General features: G+C 35.4%; 15 protein-coding genes and 1 pseudogene. 2 read left to right on the top strand and 14 right to left on the bottom strand.

Going from position 1 to position 17,699, the window contains the following annotated elements; translation table 11 throughout:
- Positions 1–146 precede the first annotated feature (146 nt).
- A complete protein-coding gene (gene corA, locus AC4D4A_RS16740; RefSeq protein ID WP_066102697.1) occupies positions 147–1,088 on the bottom strand; it encodes a magnesium/cobalt transporter CorA in 942 nt (313 codons plus the stop codon).
- 372 nt (positions 1,089–1,460) lie between these two features.
- Here corA and AC4D4A_RS16745 point away from each other — a divergent pair, with 372 nt between their 5' ends.
- Complete coding sequence (locus AC4D4A_RS16745) at positions 1,461–1,691, top strand: hypothetical protein (RefSeq protein WP_066102700.1); 231 nt, start codon at positions 1,461–1,463, stop codon at positions 1,689–1,691.
- Positions 1,692–2,465: 774 nt separating this feature from the next.
- Here the strand turns inward: AC4D4A_RS16745 and AC4D4A_RS16750 are convergent.
- From AC4D4A_RS16750 to AC4D4A_RS16800, 11 genes and pseudogenes are all read right to left on the bottom strand, one after another.
- Positions 2,466–4,376, bottom strand: a complete 1,911-nt coding sequence (locus tag AC4D4A_RS16750) for a heavy metal translocating P-type ATPase (protein ID WP_490996925.1) — start codon at positions 4,374–4,376, stop codon at positions 2,466–2,468.
- 591 nt (positions 4,377–4,967) lie between these two features.
- Positions 4,968–5,168, bottom strand: a complete 201-nt coding sequence (locus AC4D4A_RS16755; RefSeq protein ID WP_066102150.1) for a cold-shock protein — start codon at positions 5,166–5,168, stop codon at positions 4,968–4,970.
- Between the two features lie 390 nt (positions 5,169–5,558).
- A pseudogene (locus tag AC4D4A_RS16760) lies at positions 5,559–6,191 on the bottom strand (SpoVR family protein); the annotation flags it as partial.
- Positions 6,192–6,512: 321 nt separating this feature from the next.
- The gene (locus tag AC4D4A_RS16765; protein ID WP_066108426.1) at positions 6,513–7,244 is read right to left on the bottom strand and encodes an ABC transporter permease; all 732 of its coding nucleotides are present in this window, start codon (positions 7,242–7,244) and stop codon (positions 6,513–6,515) included.
- On the bottom strand, positions 7,244–7,975 hold the full coding sequence (locus AC4D4A_RS16770; protein ID WP_066108428.1) for an ABC transporter ATP-binding protein: 732 nt from the start codon (positions 7,973–7,975) through the stop codon (positions 7,244–7,246). Before AC4D4A_RS16770 ends, AC4D4A_RS16765 begins: the two co-directional genes overlap by 1 nt.
- Before the next feature lie 4 nt (positions 7,976–7,979).
- Positions 7,980–8,408 (bottom strand): helix-turn-helix domain-containing protein, encoded by a 429-nt coding sequence (locus AC4D4A_RS16775; protein ID WP_490996926.1) that lies wholly within the window; start codon positions 8,406–8,408, stop codon positions 7,980–7,982.
- A gap of 605 nt (positions 8,409–9,013) precedes the next feature.
- On the bottom strand, positions 9,014–9,532 hold the full coding sequence (locus AC4D4A_RS16780) for a hypothetical protein (RefSeq protein ID WP_490996927.1): 519 nt from the start codon (positions 9,530–9,532) through the stop codon (positions 9,014–9,016).
- A 100-nt stretch (positions 9,533–9,632) separates the two neighbouring features.
- On the bottom strand, positions 9,633–9,989 hold the full coding sequence (locus AC4D4A_RS16785; protein ID WP_139892632.1) for a DUF4181 domain-containing protein: 357 nt from the start codon (positions 9,987–9,989) through the stop codon (positions 9,633–9,635).
- 134 nt (positions 9,990–10,123) lie between these two features.
- Positions 10,124–10,276 (bottom strand): DUF3953 domain-containing protein, encoded by a 153-nt coding sequence (locus tag AC4D4A_RS16790; RefSeq protein WP_490996928.1) that lies wholly within the window; start codon positions 10,274–10,276, stop codon positions 10,124–10,126.
- Positions 10,277–10,592: 316 nt separating this feature from the next.
- Positions 10,593–11,855, bottom strand: a complete 1,263-nt coding sequence (locus tag AC4D4A_RS16795; protein ID WP_490996929.1) for an MFS transporter — start codon at positions 11,853–11,855, stop codon at positions 10,593–10,595.
- A 243-nt stretch (positions 11,856–12,098) separates the two neighbouring features.
- Complete coding sequence (locus AC4D4A_RS16800; RefSeq protein WP_490996930.1) at positions 12,099–13,511, bottom strand: SpoVR family protein; 1,413 nt, start codon at positions 13,509–13,511, stop codon at positions 12,099–12,101.
- 380 nt (positions 13,512–13,891) lie between these two features.
- Between AC4D4A_RS16800 and AC4D4A_RS16805 the strand changes: the two genes are divergently transcribed.
- The gene (locus AC4D4A_RS16805; RefSeq protein WP_066102706.1) at positions 13,892–14,143 is read left to right on the top strand and encodes a YhdB family protein; all 252 of its coding nucleotides are present in this window, start codon (positions 13,892–13,894) and stop codon (positions 14,141–14,143) included.
- A gap of 111 nt (positions 14,144–14,254) precedes the next feature.
- Here AC4D4A_RS16805 and AC4D4A_RS16810 read toward each other — a convergent pair whose 3' ends face one another.
- Together AC4D4A_RS16810 and AC4D4A_RS16815 are read right to left on the bottom strand one after the other, a co-directional pair.
- A complete protein-coding gene (locus AC4D4A_RS16810; protein WP_490996931.1) occupies positions 14,255–15,982 on the bottom strand; it encodes a phospho-sugar mutase in 1,728 nt (575 codons plus the stop codon).
- A gap of 116 nt (positions 15,983–16,098) precedes the next feature.
- On the bottom strand, positions 16,099–17,640 hold the full coding sequence (locus AC4D4A_RS16815) for a GNAT family N-acetyltransferase (protein WP_490996932.1): 1,542 nt from the start codon (positions 17,638–17,640) through the stop codon (positions 16,099–16,101).
- Positions 17,641–17,699 lie beyond the last annotated feature (59 nt).

Raw genomic sequence — 17,699 nt, forward strand, 5'->3', positions numbered from 1 at the left:
TAAGTCCAGTTGAATACCGGACTCAGATCTTAGAAGCTGCTTAATTTTTTGTGTCTAACTTTCTTGGGTCAGATCAATTTCTATAAGGAAAAGTGAACCTTTTTAAACAATCGTGCCCGTTTTTTGCATCGGCTTTTTATTTTTAATCATTTAAACCAACCCTTACGCCAAAACCATAACAACATTACAGAGCCAACTGATACCATAACTCCCAGCACTCCAAAATATCCCCATTGCAAGGTAAGTTCTGGCATATATTTAAAATTCATCCCATATATACTGGCAATAAACGTTAAAGGAATGAAAACTGATGTCATAACAGTTAGTGTTTTCATAATTCTGTTCATTCGGTTTGAATTTAGTGAAATATAATTGTCTCGTATATCTGCCGTCATTTCTCGATTAGACTCAATCATTTCAGAAAGTCTTAATAAATGGTCGTATATATCCATAAAATAGACTCGATCATCTTTTGGGACTATCACTCTCTCCGAATTTAAAATTCTATACAGCAATTCTCTCATCGGAAAAATTGTGCGTCTTAACTTAAGTAACTGGTTTCTTATTTCATAAACATTTTCAATTAAATCTTGGTTTGTTTTATTCATTTCTATTTCATTCAATTTATCTTCACATTTATAAATACTTGGAAAATACTCATCTACAATTTTATCCATTATTGAATAAAAAATGTGGAGAACCCCTTTATTAATAGTATTTTTATCCTCCATTACCCTTTTTCGAACCATTCCTATTTCACTTAAAGGTGATGAATGGAAAGTAACTATAAAATTGTGTCCGACAAATATATCTAATTCTTCAGGTACAAGGGAGTATTGGTTTAAAGTGTGTAGAACAAAAAAATTATACCCATCATAATAATCAAGTTTTGGACGTTGTAGAGAATGTAAGCAGTCTTCAATTGCAAGTGGATGCAAATCAAAATGAGTTTGTAAAAGGAGTGCTTCTCTATCACTAGGTGTATCGAAATCTACCCAAAACCATTTAATATCAGAATCATCTAAACGTTTTAATGGTATATCAGTTATTAGTTTTAAATCGTTTGTTACGGCAAAAGTATGAATCATATGTATCGCTTCCTCTTTTATTTGTAAATTAAACACTACCACTTTGTGTCAGATACAAATTATTAATAACATAAAGAATTGGTCTAATATATTATAACTCCTTATGCAACTATCCTGCCCTTCGTATTATTAGGTTGACCAAGTTAATTGGTTGACCTTTTTCTTTGAGGTCTAGAATACTAGAGGTAGCTGGGGTAGAACGAAAGCCCCCCGTGGGAAAGTTAATCCCGACAACTAAACCGTTCCCCCCTACTTATAGAAACATGATTGAAGCTGGTTGGGACCCAGATCTCGCATAACAAGCGAAGCTATGACACTATAAGGAGCCATTTAAGGGTTACCAGCTAATTCATTGATGAGGAGGAGATACTCATGAATCCAGTCATTGGTCTGGATGTCGCAAAAGGTGAAAGTCAGGTTCAAGCATTCTTGGAGAAAAAGAAGCCTTACAAAAAGAGCTTTAAAGTCGCACATACACTGGATGGCTTAGATGAACTTCATACATTTATTAAAGAGGTAGAAGAATTAACAGAAACAAGACCTCCCATAGTTTTAGAGTCTACTGGCATTATGTGCCTGTTGTACAGTATTTTGAAAAACTAGGGTATCTGTTAATCATTGCGAATTCACTCAATTCATACAAAGCGAAAAGTTCGAGTTTACGTAAAGTAAAAACAGATATAATCGATGCCGTTTGTCTTTTTCCGTTAACCTTCCCCTTTAATAAAAAAGCGATTGCCCTCATTTTGCAATCTACCCTGAGAGTATAAGTTTATTAACGATTAATTTGTGAAAAATATGATAATATGATTATAAAATATAGTTTGGAGGGGTTAATTTATGGAAATATTAGATTTCTTAGGGATTATTCCTATCATAATATATTTAGGAATTCTCATTTTTGCTATTTATGTTACAAGTACTTTCATAAAGTTAATGAAACAAAAAAATGATTATCTAAAGGACATTCGTGACGAAATCAGGAAGAATAATAGTGTCAATTAGTTTCAACCATTGTTCCACTCCCAATTTTAATAGTAGAAGATTGAATACCGTCAATGGCGGTATTTTTTATCTTATTCGATGCCTCTCAAGGTGTTTATAGATGATTCTGCTATTGCCATTGATAGTTTAAATTACGTTGTTTCACATATTTAACCACACTGTTCATTTATTGCAGGAATGGTGCCCCCGTTAGCAGCATAAAAAGATACCATCCATTTGACAATCTTGATCTTCTGCTATTGCTTCCATTTAAGGATTTTCAAAAAACCCTGATTTCTCGCTAATCAGGGTTTTTGTATGAACAAGGATAAAGTCCTTTATGGATTCTGTCTTCGGATTTACATGAAATTTCCCTTGCTATTATTTAATATTTTATTCTTTTATTGTTTTTAATAAGCGAAGTCCATTTAGAATAACAAGAATAGTACTTCCTTCATGACCAATTACCCCTAAAGGTAAACTGATTGTTTGTAAAAAGTTGGAGCAAATTAACAACACTATTACAATTATAGAGAATATGACATTTTGTTTTATAATCTTAATCATTTTTCTTGATAGAAGAACAGCTTCTGCAATAAGAGATAAATTATTCTTCATCAATACTACATCAGCTGTTTCAAGTGCTACATCCGTTCCTTCACCCATGGCAATACCAATCGAAGCTGTCGCTAATGCAGGTGCATCATTAATACCGTCTCCAACCATTGCTACTGTTCCGTACTTTTCTTTTAATTTTTTCAGTTCATCTACTTTCGTCTCTGGTAAACATTCTGCGACAAATCCATCTACGTGACTTTCCCTTGCAATTGCTTGCGCTGTCGCTTTACTATCTCCTGTTAACATAAATGTATATACACCAACAGATTTCAATTTTTTAATCGCATCTAAAGTTTCTTGTCGAACAGTATCTTTTAACGTTATTAGACCTGCAATCCCTTTATGATCACTGGCAAATACAATTGTTTTGCCCTCGGCCGCCAATTGTTTTGCTATACCATTTTGAAAAGTAGCGGCTAATTCTGCTCCAACAAAATCTGCTTTACCAACCTTCCATTCAGTTCCCTGCAAGATTGCTTTTGCCCCAAACCCTGATATGTCCTCTGATGTTTCAGGTTTAATAAATGATAAATCACTATTGTCTGAAGCATATTTCACAATAGATTGTGCTAATGGATGATAAGAGTATTTTTCAACAGACGCCACGTACTGAAGAAAATTTTCTTTCGTAAAATCTTCTCTGAATAACACATCTGTCACTTCTGGCTTGCCTTTAGTTAATGTTCCTGTTTTATCGAGAGCAATAGCTTTTAAATTACCTAAGTTCTCTAAGTGAATGCCTCCTTTGAATAAAATCCCTCTTTTTGCACCATTTGAAATAGCTGATAGTGTAGCTGGCATAACAGAAGCTGCCAATGCACAAGGAGATGCCACAACTAAGAGAACCATTGCACGATAAATAGTTTCATTCCAGCTCCATCCTAAAATAAAATGAGGTAAAAATAACATCAATACCACGACAATTAGTACAATATTCACATACGTACCTTCAAATTTTTCAATAAACAATTGTGAAGGAGATTTTTCACTTTGCGCTGATTGCACCAATTGAATGATTTTCTGAAATAGCGTTTCTTCCTGTGGTTTTGTAATTCCAACCGTAATCGTTCCTCGAAGATTAACAGTACCAGCAAACACTTCGTCTTGAACTTTTTTACTAACTGGAATAGACTCACCTGTTATTGCTGCTTCATCAATATTTGTAGTACCTTGAATAATAGTACCATCTGATGGAACTCGTTCACCCGCTTTAATTAAGATGTGATCTCCTAATTTCAAATCAGCGACTTTAACTATGGATTCATTTCCTTGATGATCGATTAATAGCGCTTCTTCAGGTTGTAAATCCATTAAGGCTGATATTTCTTTATGACTCTTATTCATCGTGTATGTCTCAAGTGCACCACTTAAAGAGAAGATAAAGATTAATATTGCTCCTTCTACCCAGTAGCCAATCATAGCTGAGCCAATTGCAGCAAATATCATCAAAATTTCAACATTCAATTTTTTTGTTTCAATCGTATCCGTTATACCTTCTTTTGCTTTAGCAAACCCACCGATACCAAAAGCTAACAAATAAGTAATTATAGATATTGTCTCCAAATCATTTTTAGATAATATCCACCCGAATAAAATAACCAGACCACTTATTAACGCTGCAATTAATTCAATATGTTCTTGAACCTTACTCCATACAGAAATATGCGTCGTATTAGTGGAAGCCATTTTAATCCTCTCCTTTATGAGCTAAATCACTATAAAGAAATAATAATTTTTTATTGTTTTTATCTTTAATTCAAGCATAGCAACGTCATAATCAAAAGTCAATCTAATTGAGAAAATGAATATCTAATTGAGAATAATTGTTGATTATAATAGTGATAATATTATAAATGATAATCATTATTATTAATAATGATTATCATTTATAACCAAAATTTTTAGATGGAAAGCTTGTTTTATAATACCTTTATATATTCAAATTATTTGTTTCTTCAGAATAACTTATTGAAATTAGGTGTGATATGGTATTTAAGCAAAAATATGTAGTACATTCTATATGTAATCAATGAAAGGTGTTTAGGAGATAAGTGACTGTATCAAAAAAACAAAAGCTAAACAATCCCTTACAAATAAGCTGTTTTAAATTAGGGATTATTCTAGCACTGTGCTATACTTAGCCTACCATTTGCTATACTAGTTTCATTCGTTTGTTGTCTAAGCTCTATTCATTTCTTGAATAGGGCTTTTTTAATGTCCAAATTGATTTAAAAGCAAAAAAGACCCTACATATGCAGGGTCTTTCATTAGCTCTTATTAAGCTTTTTGAACGTTTGTAGCTTGTGGGCCACGTTGTCCTTGTTCTACTTCAAACGTTACGCTTTGACCTTCGTCTAAAGATTTGAAACCTTCGCTTTGGATAGCTGAGAAATGTACGAATACGTCTTCTCCGCCTTCACGTTCGATAAATCCAAAACCTTTTTCTGCATTAAACCATTTCACTTTACCTTGTTCCATAATTGTTGCCTCCTAGTGTGGATATCCACACAATGTGTTACTATCCTTGCTCAAACACCTTAGACGAAAATCAAAATCGCTTCTCAATCTGAAACCGAACAAAAATAATTCTTCTTAAGAATAACAGTTAAATTTTAAAATAGCAAATAATAAGACGGACATTGCGTTGGAGTAGGGTTAGTTAGTGCCATATGTATGTGGATTACACATTCCAAAGAGTTGCAAATTACAGAAATCATTGACCAAATAAGTGCTATTCACTTTCACAAATGCTTTGAACTTATTGAAGAAGAATGGGATTTAATAAAACCCAAATGTCTTCTTATTCTATAACCCCTATTGTGCATAACAAAGTAAGGGGAACCGATCCATTCGGCACCCCTTTCCCTTCTATACATATTTCCGACTCACACTCTTCCCATCATAACTAAACAAAATCTCCTTACCTTCCAACACGGTTTCTATATGAACTGTACGCCCCCATAAATAATGTAAATGCGGCAAGACTTTCTCCAGGTACTTCACATCGAGCTCTATATCTTCAAACCAATGTTTCAAATAAAGTTCTCCATTTTTCAGATAGTCTCCATCATTCACCGTAATGTATGGGAAGCCACCGTTAACCCGCATGCCAACGAGCTGATCACGTACTTCTTTCCATCCCTTATCCACGATTTTATAATCGCGACCTTTTTTCTGGAACAGATACATATCTTCGCGCATGACTAAATCCTTTGTGAGGTAATTACGGAGGAATGAGATATCCGATTCAATCTCCCGCACTTCAAACATTTTCTCACGGCCTGAATTTGGCTTAACCCCACGCTTTCTCATCTCTTCATCAGGATTGTTATAGCGTTCTTCAATATCCTCAAACATCTTAATGCCCAAATAATACGGATTAATGCCTGTTCTTGACGGCTGCACCACTCCTGCATTCAGCTTTGCAAATTCAATCGATTCCCCGCTCGTTAAATCAAGCTCGCGGAGGATGCGTTGATGCCAATAGCTCGCCCAGCCTTCCATCTCCTAAGGATCTTTTATTAATGGCGCTATTCATAAACAGTATTGCTAAAAAAGAGGCTACTTTTAAGCTTCGTTATTCCGTTAACGCCCCCGTTAGTTCAATAAGGAAAAGAGAAGCAATCTTATTCAACAATTGCGCCTTTTAATTGAATAACAATCAGCTTTTAAGCTCATTTTCTAATTTGTCTAAGAAAGTATTTTTTTATTTTCAGCACCGTAACGGAGGCTAGCGCTTTCTATTTCAATAATCAACTTTTAACAGAGCTGTTAATTTTAATAAAAAAACCTACGTTTAAGTAACGTAAGTTTGATTAACTATTAATTTTGCTGAATTTTATATTTGAAAATAAAAATCGAAAGACTAAAAAGGACAGCTGCATAAACTACCACAACATATAAATGGGGAAACATTGCGCTAAAGTCTTCTGCCACAATTGCTCGAACTAAATCAACAGCGTGGACGAATGGCAGGGCATAAGCGACTTTTTCAAAAGCTCCCCCAACTAACGATAAATCTAACCATGCGCCAGATAAAAATGCTGTTAAGTTAGTTAATAAAGCTCCGCATAAGCCTACTGCTGCCTTTTCGTTAAATAAGGAGCCACATAACAGTCCGATTCCTATGAAAATAGTAGATGTAATGAGTAAGGCAATAAATGCAAATACATGGTTGAAAGATAGCTCCAAACCTAAAAAGTAAGCGGTTATAAAACAAGTAATACTTTGAAGCACAGCAAATATCCCTAAAGGAAGCGTATATCCAATAATAAAATCACTTGCTTTCATAGGAGTAGTTAGCAATCTTATTAAATAAGAAGTAGAACGGTCTTTTCCTAACGTTTGTGCTGCAAAGAAAGCAATGAAAGAAAGGCTAAATACTGCGATGCCAGGTGTCAAATGTTCAATATTAAAAAGTGCTTCTGGAACATTGCGATTAATCGCAGTTAAAATCATAAGTAAAATGATTGGAAAGACTATACCAAAAAATAATGAAATCGGGTCACGTACAATTTCTTTCGTACAACGTCCAGCAAATGCCAATGCCCTCATTATAATTCGCCTCCTGTTACGAAATGCACAAATGCATCCTCAAAGTTTTCTTTACTTGCTGTTGTAAGGAGCTCGTCTACTGTACCTAGTGCCTTTATTTCGCCATCCCTCATAATACAAATGCGATCACACAATGCTTCCGCTTCTTCTAAATAGTGCGTCGTAAGTACAATTGTAGTCGTCTCTCTCAGTTTATTAATCATTGCCCATAGTTCCTGACGGCTAATAATATCTAACCCTAATGTAGGTTCATCTAAAAATAAAATTTTTGGATCTGCAATGAGAGCCATGGCAATACTTAACTTTCGTTGCCAACCACCGGATAATTTTTTACCGCGTTGATGTTCGTAAGGCTGTAGTGAAAACTGGCTAATTAAAGCCTCCGTTTTTTCAATGGACTCATCCTTCGAAAAGCCGTGAATGCGTGCCATTAATAATAAATTTTCGCGCACAGATAAATTTGGTGCAATGGACGTTTCCTGAGGTGAGACAGCGAGTAATCCCCGAATACTTGGCAACTCTTTACTAAGCGAATGCCCAAGTACAAGCGCATCTCCTGAAGTCGGTTTGGCAAGGCCACTTAACATATTGATAACTGTCGTTTTACCAGCACCATTTACTCCAAGGAGTCCGAATAGTTCACCTTGGTTAATCGTAAGTGTCATCGGAGAAACGGCAACTTTTTCTTTAAAGCGTTTTGATAAACCTTGAAGTTCAATTGCAGCACTCATTAATTTATTCCTCCTCTTTTTGATGATTTTTCACCATATTTAAAAACTGTTTAATCATTTTTTCAGGTGCTAACGCCAACCCACGATCCTCATCCCCTATAATAACGATTGAATCACCTGGGTTAATTTGAAAAATTTCACGGGCTTTTTTGGGAATTACAATTTGACCACGTTCCCCTACTGTTGCTGTCCCAAAAAAATGCTGGCCTTTGGGTGGAATATCTATACCCATTTCTTCTGGGTTATGGTTTACTAACGCATCTAAGGTTACTCCGAAGAAATTGGCAATATTCATACTATGGTGTAAATCTGGTGTCGATTCGCCTTTTTCCCATTTTGCAATTACTTGACGTGAAACATTTAATTCTTGGGCTAATTGCTCCTGAGTTAGATTATGACGTTTTCTCATCGAGCATAAATTCATATTAATCATACTTTTCATCCTCTCATATGTAATTATAAATACTATTTTAGTAGTAAATCTACCAACGGAGTATAACATTAATGTTATTATTCGTAGCAAAATGTAAAATGAAAATAGATGTGAATGATAAACCCCACATTCTAACAAACCGTAAAATTTTTAAGACTTTAGCTCTGTTAAAATTAAATGTAAGAAAAAGAGGGATAGCCTCCTTTACGGCTATCTACAATTATTTAATAAGAAAATTAAATCTACTACTAATTACCACTTAAAATCTTCTCTCATTTTTCAACGTTGAAATTTAACATATCCTAATTAAAATATCTACCTGAGATGCTGACTAAACAGCATCTCAGGTAGATATTTTATAATTCCGTACTTACTTATGATACGGTCTTACCTGATGTAATGCTATACAAGTAAATATTTACTTGACAATATGGACCGATTGTTGAACATAAGTTTAATATCGATCTTCAACTAACCTGCCCCGTTTGTTCCATAAGAAATTCAACACAAAAAGGCATTAATCCTTCTTCCTGGATCAATGCCCCGTTAGTTTAAGTATACTTATTCACAATAATAGCAACTACCTTTAGAAATGATATTTGTATTTATATTTCACTAATTATATGTCCGTCATTATCAAAGAAGTCTATATTTATGTTAGAAAAGTTTTTTGGTTTATTGTTCATTAAAATCCAAACGCTCATTTTATCATTGAGCCTAACAATATCCGCTTCTATTCCGTTCACTTTTAAGGTCTTCGTTTCAGCCACTATATCTTTTGGTATGACCCCGTGCAAAAGGATATCTCCATCAACAATACTTGTATAGGAAGAATCTCTATCCTCATCGTGAGAATAATAGGTTGGTTTCCAACCGAATATCCCTTTTTCAAACCGTACTAATGAAACAGTATTTCCAACTTCAAATGGCACAAATGTAGAATTCCCAATTCGGTAAAATTCTTTATCACCAATTTCAGTTCCAACAAATTCATTCTTAAACTTTTCAAATGCTTCATCGACAGTTTTAGAACTTAGTTTTACACTCTCTATACTTGCAAATATCGCATATGTAACAATCATTGATATAACATAAAAAGTGATTGTTTTTGTCCGTTTCCCCAACTCATCTCTTCCCCCGTCTTATATTGTAACTCTTAAATACTTGAATTAACTTTATGTTATTTTCTCAGTTGCTCTTGTTAAACTAAACTGCCCCGATAGCTTAAAAGCGGATAACAAGGAGCGACAAGATACTAATAATGATCATCGAACTGATAAGTGTTGAAATATATTGTTTTGATTCTTTTATGTACTTCCACTCCAATATAGTTTGTAGCCCCATTAGTGCTGTGAAAAATAGAACCCAATTCCATTTTAGGATTGCATTAACCTCGTTTGTAAGAGCAAAAAAATAAGAAGACAAAAAGATAACTACTATTATCGTTCGTCCCCATCGATCAATCCTTTTTCCAGGGGTTTCCGAAATAAATTTTCTCTTTATACCTAAGTATTTTTCTATTAATTTTTCCACAAAAAAAACCACTAAAAATATAATAATAACAGTCGTCAACAGCTTCATAATTAACCCTCCCCATTTAAGACAATAATCCTATAATTCGGTATGTATGATAATAAATCCTTCTTGCACTAACCTGCCCTTAGCTGCAAAAGAAAGGCCGTCAATAGACAGTCTTTTCTATGCTAATATCTCTGTTAACTCAATAAGAATCCCTGAATTGAAACATAAAAAGCAAAACCAGAAACACCGATAGACATATAACCCCAAAATGCTTTTTTATCTTTTTGAAGCTCAATTAATCCCGTAGTCAACATTAAAAAACTTAGTACCATCATTAAATAAGGCATTAGTTACTATACCAAAAAATGATAATGCAAGAACACCTATCGATAAAATAATTCTTAATGTTTTTAGCATATTTCTCTCTCCTTACAACAAGTCATTTCCCCAAGTTTTTGTCTAGTCATATTCAATGCTATCTTGAGCTAACCTGCCCCGTTTGTTTAAGTACGTTTCTTCACAAACTTTAAGTACAAATCAAGAATCTAAGGTATTGCAGATATTATATGGGTTGTATTATAAAATCAAAAAATAAAATAGTAGCTAAAAGAGTAACAGCTTTATTTATATGAAATTACACCCCCTATACTTACTGGAGAACTGTTAAATTACTTCCTTTGTATGACTTTTCTCTCTTTTATCATATAAGTAAACTGCTGGTAACATTAATGCAACCAATCCCGTTAAGGTTTCTACAATTCCAGCAGTAATAAACAACGTATTTGGTCCTGTCGTATCTAGGAACCATCCTCCTGCTGCCTGTGCTAATGGCACCGCTCCTTGAGCAACAATCATATTAATACTTGATACACGCCCCATCACTTCTTCTGGAATAGTTTCCTGAAATATACTTGGGCCAATAGTGCTTACTACTGCTGTTGCTACACCAATGAAGCCGATAGCTGCAATTGCTTGCCAGTAATTTGTCGTTAATCCCAACAGTAATAACCCTAACCCTTGACAAGATATGGCTAACATATTAGCCTTTGGGCTTGGATTTTTAATAATAATAAAAGTTAAAATGAAAGAAACGACTAATCCCCCAGCTCCAAGAGCTGATTGCATCAATCCAAATTCCTTCTCATTTGCTTTGAATGACTCAGCTAAAAAAGGTAGTCCAACTTCCAGCATCCTAAAACTCATATTAGCAAAAAGCATGGTGATAATTAAGGTGAAAACTAAATGATTTTGGAGTACATATTTTACACCAAAAGCTAAATCCTCTTTGATAGAGTTTTTTTGTTCACAACTTTCTTTTTCCTTTATAATCGGCTTTAATTTTACAAAGTAAAGAGTTAATGCTGATACAATAAATGCAATCCCTATAACAAACACACACATTACTCCCTTATCTATGTGGTATAGAAATGCTCCCGTTATAGGTCCAATTAATGCTGTAATTTGCCATGTACCTGCTAATAAGCTATTAGATTGTACATAATGTTCTTTCGATACTACTCTCTGACGGATTGCAGTAACTGCTGGCCAATAAAAGGCATCTAGGACACCAAACACAAATCCTAATGTAAAAATAAAAAACATGTTCATACTATTTGTTACCATCAAAATAAATATGCCGAGCATTATCATAGCCCGTGATATATCTGAGATGAACATAATTTTTCTTCCATCGAAACGGTCGACAACTACCCCACCAAATAACATCAATACAATTCTTGGCACTCCAACTACTAATAAAAACATCCCCATCATAATTCCAGAGCCAGTTATCTCTTTAATCATCCAAGGAATAACAAAAAAATATATAGCATCGCCTAAAGCTGAAAAAACGTAACCTAGCCAATACATAAGAAAGTTTTTATTTTTGAATAGGCTTGCACTCTTATAATTTATAGATTCCCCCAACTTCATAACTCCCCCTTAGTTATAACAATACCAATTACAATATACAAATTTTCTTCTTGAGCTAACCTTCCCCCGTTTCTACAATAAGGATTTCAACAAAAGAGAGCATTAATCCTTCTTGGATCAATGCTTACGATAATTTAAGTACAATACTACTTTGATTGCTCTGTACTTAATTATTTGCTACTCTAGATCACTGACCACAAAAAAAGGAAAGCCGACTGTACGGCTCTCCTTTCCAACTCACACATATTTCCGACTCACACTCTTCCCATCATAGCTAAACAAAATCCCCTTGCCTTCCAACACCGTTTCCATATGAACCGTACGGCCCCATAAATAATGCATATGCGGCAAGACTTTCTCCAGGTATTTTACATCCAACTCAATATCTTCATACCAATGCTTCAGATAGAGCTCGCCATTTTTCAAATAGTCACCATCGTTTACCGTAATGTATGGAAATCCTCCATTGACCCGCATACCAACGAGCTGATCACGTACTTCTTTCCATCCCTTATCAACAATTTTATAATCGCGCCCTTTTTTCTGAAATAGATACATATCCTCGCGCATGACCAAATCCTTGGTGAGGTAATTGCGGAGGAAGGAAATATCAGATTCAATCTCCCGCACTTCAAACATTTTCTCACGGCCTGAATTTGGTTTAATCCCGCGCCTTTTCATCTCTTCGTCTGGGTTATTATACCGCTCTTCAATATCCTCAAACATCTTGATGCCCAAGTAATAAGGGTTAATGCCTGTTCGTGACGGCTGCACCACCCCTGCATTAAGCTTCGCAAATTCAATCGATTCCCCGCTCGTTAAATCAAGCTCACGGAGGATGCGTTGATGCCAGTAGCTCGCCCAGCCTTCGTTCATGATCTTAGTCTCTAGCTGAGGCCAAAAGTAGAGCATTTCTTCACGCATCATCGTGAGTATGTCTCGCTGCCAATTCTCTAGGTTACGGCTATATTGTTCAATGAATAAAAGAATATCCTTTTCTGGCCGTGGTGGAAATTTCTTTACCCTTGTTTTTTTCTTTTCCCCCTTTTCCTTGCTATCCAAGTTCCATAAATCATCGTACGGTGTAGTGAAGTGCGGAGAATCATCCTCTATCTCCTCTTCATCCATAGACCAATTCAATTGTGGACGAACAAGCGAAGGGTCAATATGTTCCTCAATCGCAAGGACTGAATCAAGAAACTTCTCCACCTCCAGCTTCCCATGCTCTATCTCATATTGCCTAACTCGTTCCGCAGTGGCAGACATACTTTCCACCATATCTCGCTTCGTATTTTTAAAACGGACATTATTCTTAAAGAAATCACAATGTGCCAGCACATGAGCCACAATTAATTTGTTTTGAATCAAGGAATTGGAATCTAATAAAAAGGCATAGCAAGGATCAGAATTTATGACTAGCTCGTAAATTTTGCTTAAACCCACGTCATATTGAAGCTTCATCTTGTGAAATTGTTTGCCGAAACTCCAATGAGAGTATCGAGTTGGCATTCCATATGCTCCAAAAGTATATATTATTTCACTTGGGCAGATTTCATATCTCATTGGGTAAAAATCGAGCCCAAATCCAACAGCGATTTCCGTTATTTCATCAATGGCATACTCCAAGTCTTTTTGCTCGTCTGCTCTCACCCATTCACCCCCCTCATTCTCTTACCTCATTAATATGAGGGGATGGGAAAATCATGTATAAAAACTCCTCAACTTCGCTATAAACAATCTGAGGAATGTAGTAAGAGACAGAATTGTCCCTAAGTTATGTTTTACAAATTACCTTTATGTAATAGCCTTCCCTAAAATCTAGCCTATATCTTACACATACTCGTCACTGCGTACATTAAATATAGAATAGAAACGTCAAATACGGATATTAGGATAACCGTTCCGCTAACAATTAAGCCATGAAAAGTTTCATTTTTACTATTTACAAACTGACCAACTTTTACAGGGTGATAAAATGATGACTTTGAACAAACTAATTTTAACTCCTCACTAGAAGGAGAGTGAAGCAAATGGATAAGGTTGATTATGATCGTGCTTTGTATTACACGCATCGTTCAGAATGGGATAACCTCCTACTTCTGATGGTAAGGACAAAAGACCACTTTTTGTCCAAAAAAATTGAACATTTTCTGCACGCCTATCATTTCTCTAAGGATAATGCGTCCGTTGAAAAGACCCTAAATGCCCTTCTTCAATATATAGACCATGCAACATTCCTGCCTTATGATCAGGAAGAAGGATGGGCGATGCAGACTTTTTAATATCTTTATTTTTTTCTGTGGTGGGAAAAATATACGGTTAAATGCAAACAGCGAAACCAAGGGTATAAACAAACAGAGAGCTGACAAAAGGTCAGCTCTCTGTTTTGTATTTTATATTTCTGATACTTTTTGCATCATTTCATTCATAAAGGACTGAAGCTTTTGTTCACTTGCTTGTTTTTGGCTATCCTTAACAGCAAAGTAGAACTTAATTTTAGGCTCAGTTCCGGATGGTCTTAAACAAACCCAAGACTCATCTTCAAAGAAATATTTAAGAACATTGGATTTTGGTAAATGGATTGCTTCCTCTTCATTCGTAAGTAAATCCATTCGTGTGCTTTCTTTATAATCTTCAACAGCCACTACTTTTACACCTGCAAGAGAGGCTAGCGGCTCCTTACGGAATGTAGCAAGAATTTGCTGGATTTGAGCAGCTCCTTCTTTTCCTTTTAGAGTCAAGGAACGCATTCCTTCTAAGTAATAACCATGCTTCTCATATAAATCCTCTAATGCCTGATATAAGGTTTTTCCAAGGCGTTTGTAATGGGCACAAATTTCTACCGCCATTACTGCAGCCTGAACCGCATCTTTATCACGGGCAAAATCTTTAATTAATGAGCCATAGCTTTCTTCATATCCAAATAGGAAAGAATATTCTCCAGACTCTTCATATTGCTTGATTTTTTCCCCGATAAATTTAAATCCAGTCAAAACATCTTCCGTTTCAACTCCATAGCTGGAGGCAATGGAACGTCCAAATTCTGATGTTACGATTGTTTTGAACATTATTCCATTTTCAGGCATTGTTCCTTTTTCCTTCTTCTGAGACAGAATATAGTCTAAGAATAACGCACCTGTTTGGTTACCTGTTAAAACCGTATATTCTCCCTCTTCATTCTTAACAGCAATACCAACACGGTCAGCATCTGGATCTGTACCGATTAAAATATCCGCACCGATCTCTTTACCTTTAGTGATTGCCAATTCAAAAGCAGCATGCTCTTCTGGGTTAGGAGATTTTACAGTTGAGAATTCAGGATCAGGTAATTCTTGTTCTTTTACAACTTCCACATGTTCATAGCCTAAATCCTTCAATGCCCGGCGAACAGAAAGATTAGCTGTACCATGAAGTGGTGTGAAAACAACTTTTACATCTACTTCTTTTGCTAAATTAGGCTGTTCAGAAATAGTTAGGACTTTTTCATTGTATGCATCGTCTACTTCTTTACCAATGATTTTAATTAATCCTTTATCTCGTAAGACAGACTCTTCTTCCACTTTAATTTCAAGTTCATTTTCAATGGCATTGACCATCTCAATCAGAACATCTGCATCAGCAGGAGGCAGTTGTCCACCATCTTCGTTATACACTTTATATCCATTATATTCTGGAGGATTATGGCTTGCTGTAATAACAATACCGCCTATTGCATGTAAGTATCGAACTGCAAAAGAAAGCTCCGGAGTTGGACGAAGGCTATCAAATACATAAGCTTGAATGCCGTTTGTTGCCAATGTTTTTGCTGCTTCCATCGCAAACTCAGGTGATTTATGTCTGGAATCATAAGCAATAACAACTCCACGTTGTTTTGCTTCTTCTCCTAATTTCTCAATATAGGATGCAAAGCCTTGTGTTGCTTTACGGATTGTATAAACATTCATGCGGTTTGTTCCTACACCAATCTCGCCACGCATACCGCCTGTACCAAATTCTAAATTTTTATAGAAACAATCTTCTAACGCTACTTCATCATCCACAAGAGCAGTCAATTTTTCATGAAGCTCTGGTTCAAGCGTTAAATGATCATTCCATTTATTAAAAGTTGTTTTCCAATCCATTTATTTTATTCCTCCTAAATAATTGCTAACTAAATAAGATCTTCTTTATTTTACTAAAAATTTAATATTTCTTGAATATTTTCAAGTAATATCTTTAGAGAAATATTTACCAATCACTACTTTTTGTAATGAAGCTCATATAAATCCCTTCTCCGATCCTTTAGTTGGCGTACGGTCCCGGATAATCTTTGACGGCGCAATATTTCAAGGTCTACATCTCCAATCATCACCATTTCAATATTAGCATTCGTTTCACCCACAATGCCATCACGCGGATATTCAAAATCAGAGGGTGTAAAGATCGCCGATTGCGCATATTGAATGTCCATATTTTCTGTTTGTGGCAGATTGCCTACTGTTCCAGATATGACGGTGTAAACTTGATTTTCGACTGCACGTGCCTGAGCACAGTATCTAACCCGTAAATATCCCTGTCGATCTTCTGTACAGAATGGAGTGAAAATAATATTTGCTCCTTTATCTGTCGCAATTCTGGATAATTCAGGAAACTCGATATCATAGCAAATTAACATGGAGATTTTTCCGCAATCCGTATCGAATACATTTACCTCATCGCCTTCATTAATCCCCCACCACTTTTTCTCATTCGGTGTAATATGGAGTTTATATTGCTTTTCGATTGTTCCATCTCTCCTAAAGAGGTAAGCAATATTATAAATATTATCATCCTCTTCTTTTACAAAATGGGAACCGCCAATAATATTTACATTATAGCGGACCGCCAAGTTTGTAAACAACTCAATATATTGCTCTGTAAAATCTGTTACTTTTCGCACTGCCTTACTTGGAACCTTTTCATCTAAAAAGGACATCAATTGAGAGGTTAAAATTTCTGGAAATACTACAAAATCAGAATCTGCATCAGCTGCCACATCAACAAAGTATTCAACTTGGTTCGCGAAATCTTCGAAGGAGTTAATTTTTCTCATCATATATTGAACGACACATATGCGAACTGGATAAGCTGTTTTATAATACCGTTTGGATTTAGGACGATAATCTACATTATTCCATTCCATAAGTGTTGCATATTTTCCTGATGCTCGGTCATCCTCCAAATAGTTTTGATTAATACGTGTGAGCGTAAATTCATTCAGAAATTGGAAGGATAAGACCGGATCATATATTTTATGTAAGCGTACTTCTTCCACATATTCACGTGCAGTCATTTGATCTGCATATTTATGGTAGTTTGGAATCCTTCCACCGATAATAATACTTTTTAGATTTAATTTACGGGCTAATTCCTTACGTTCCTCATACAAACGATGCCCAACCTTCATTTTTCTATACTTAGGATGGACCATAACTTCTATACCATAAAGATTTAAACCATCTGGATTATGGTTGGTGATATATCCGTCATCTGTTATTTCAGACCAGGTATGACGATCATCATATTCATCAAAATTAATGATTAAACTAGAGCATGAACCAATCACTTCATCATTTAATTCTGCTACAAATTGTCCTTCCGGAAAAATGGATAAATGGCTTTCCAAATGCTCGCGTTTCCACGGATCCATCCCGGGAAAACAAAGCTTTTGAAGCTCCATAATATCATCTATATCGCGGATCTCCATTCGCCTAATTTCCATTTTATGTTCATATTTAGTTAAATCCAATTCCTCTGTCACGGACACGACACTCCTTTTTCAAACCCATTCTCTCTATCCTCTGTTTTTTCCCATATATC

The organism is Pradoshia sp. Z5_111 (genome assembly GCF_058267535.1).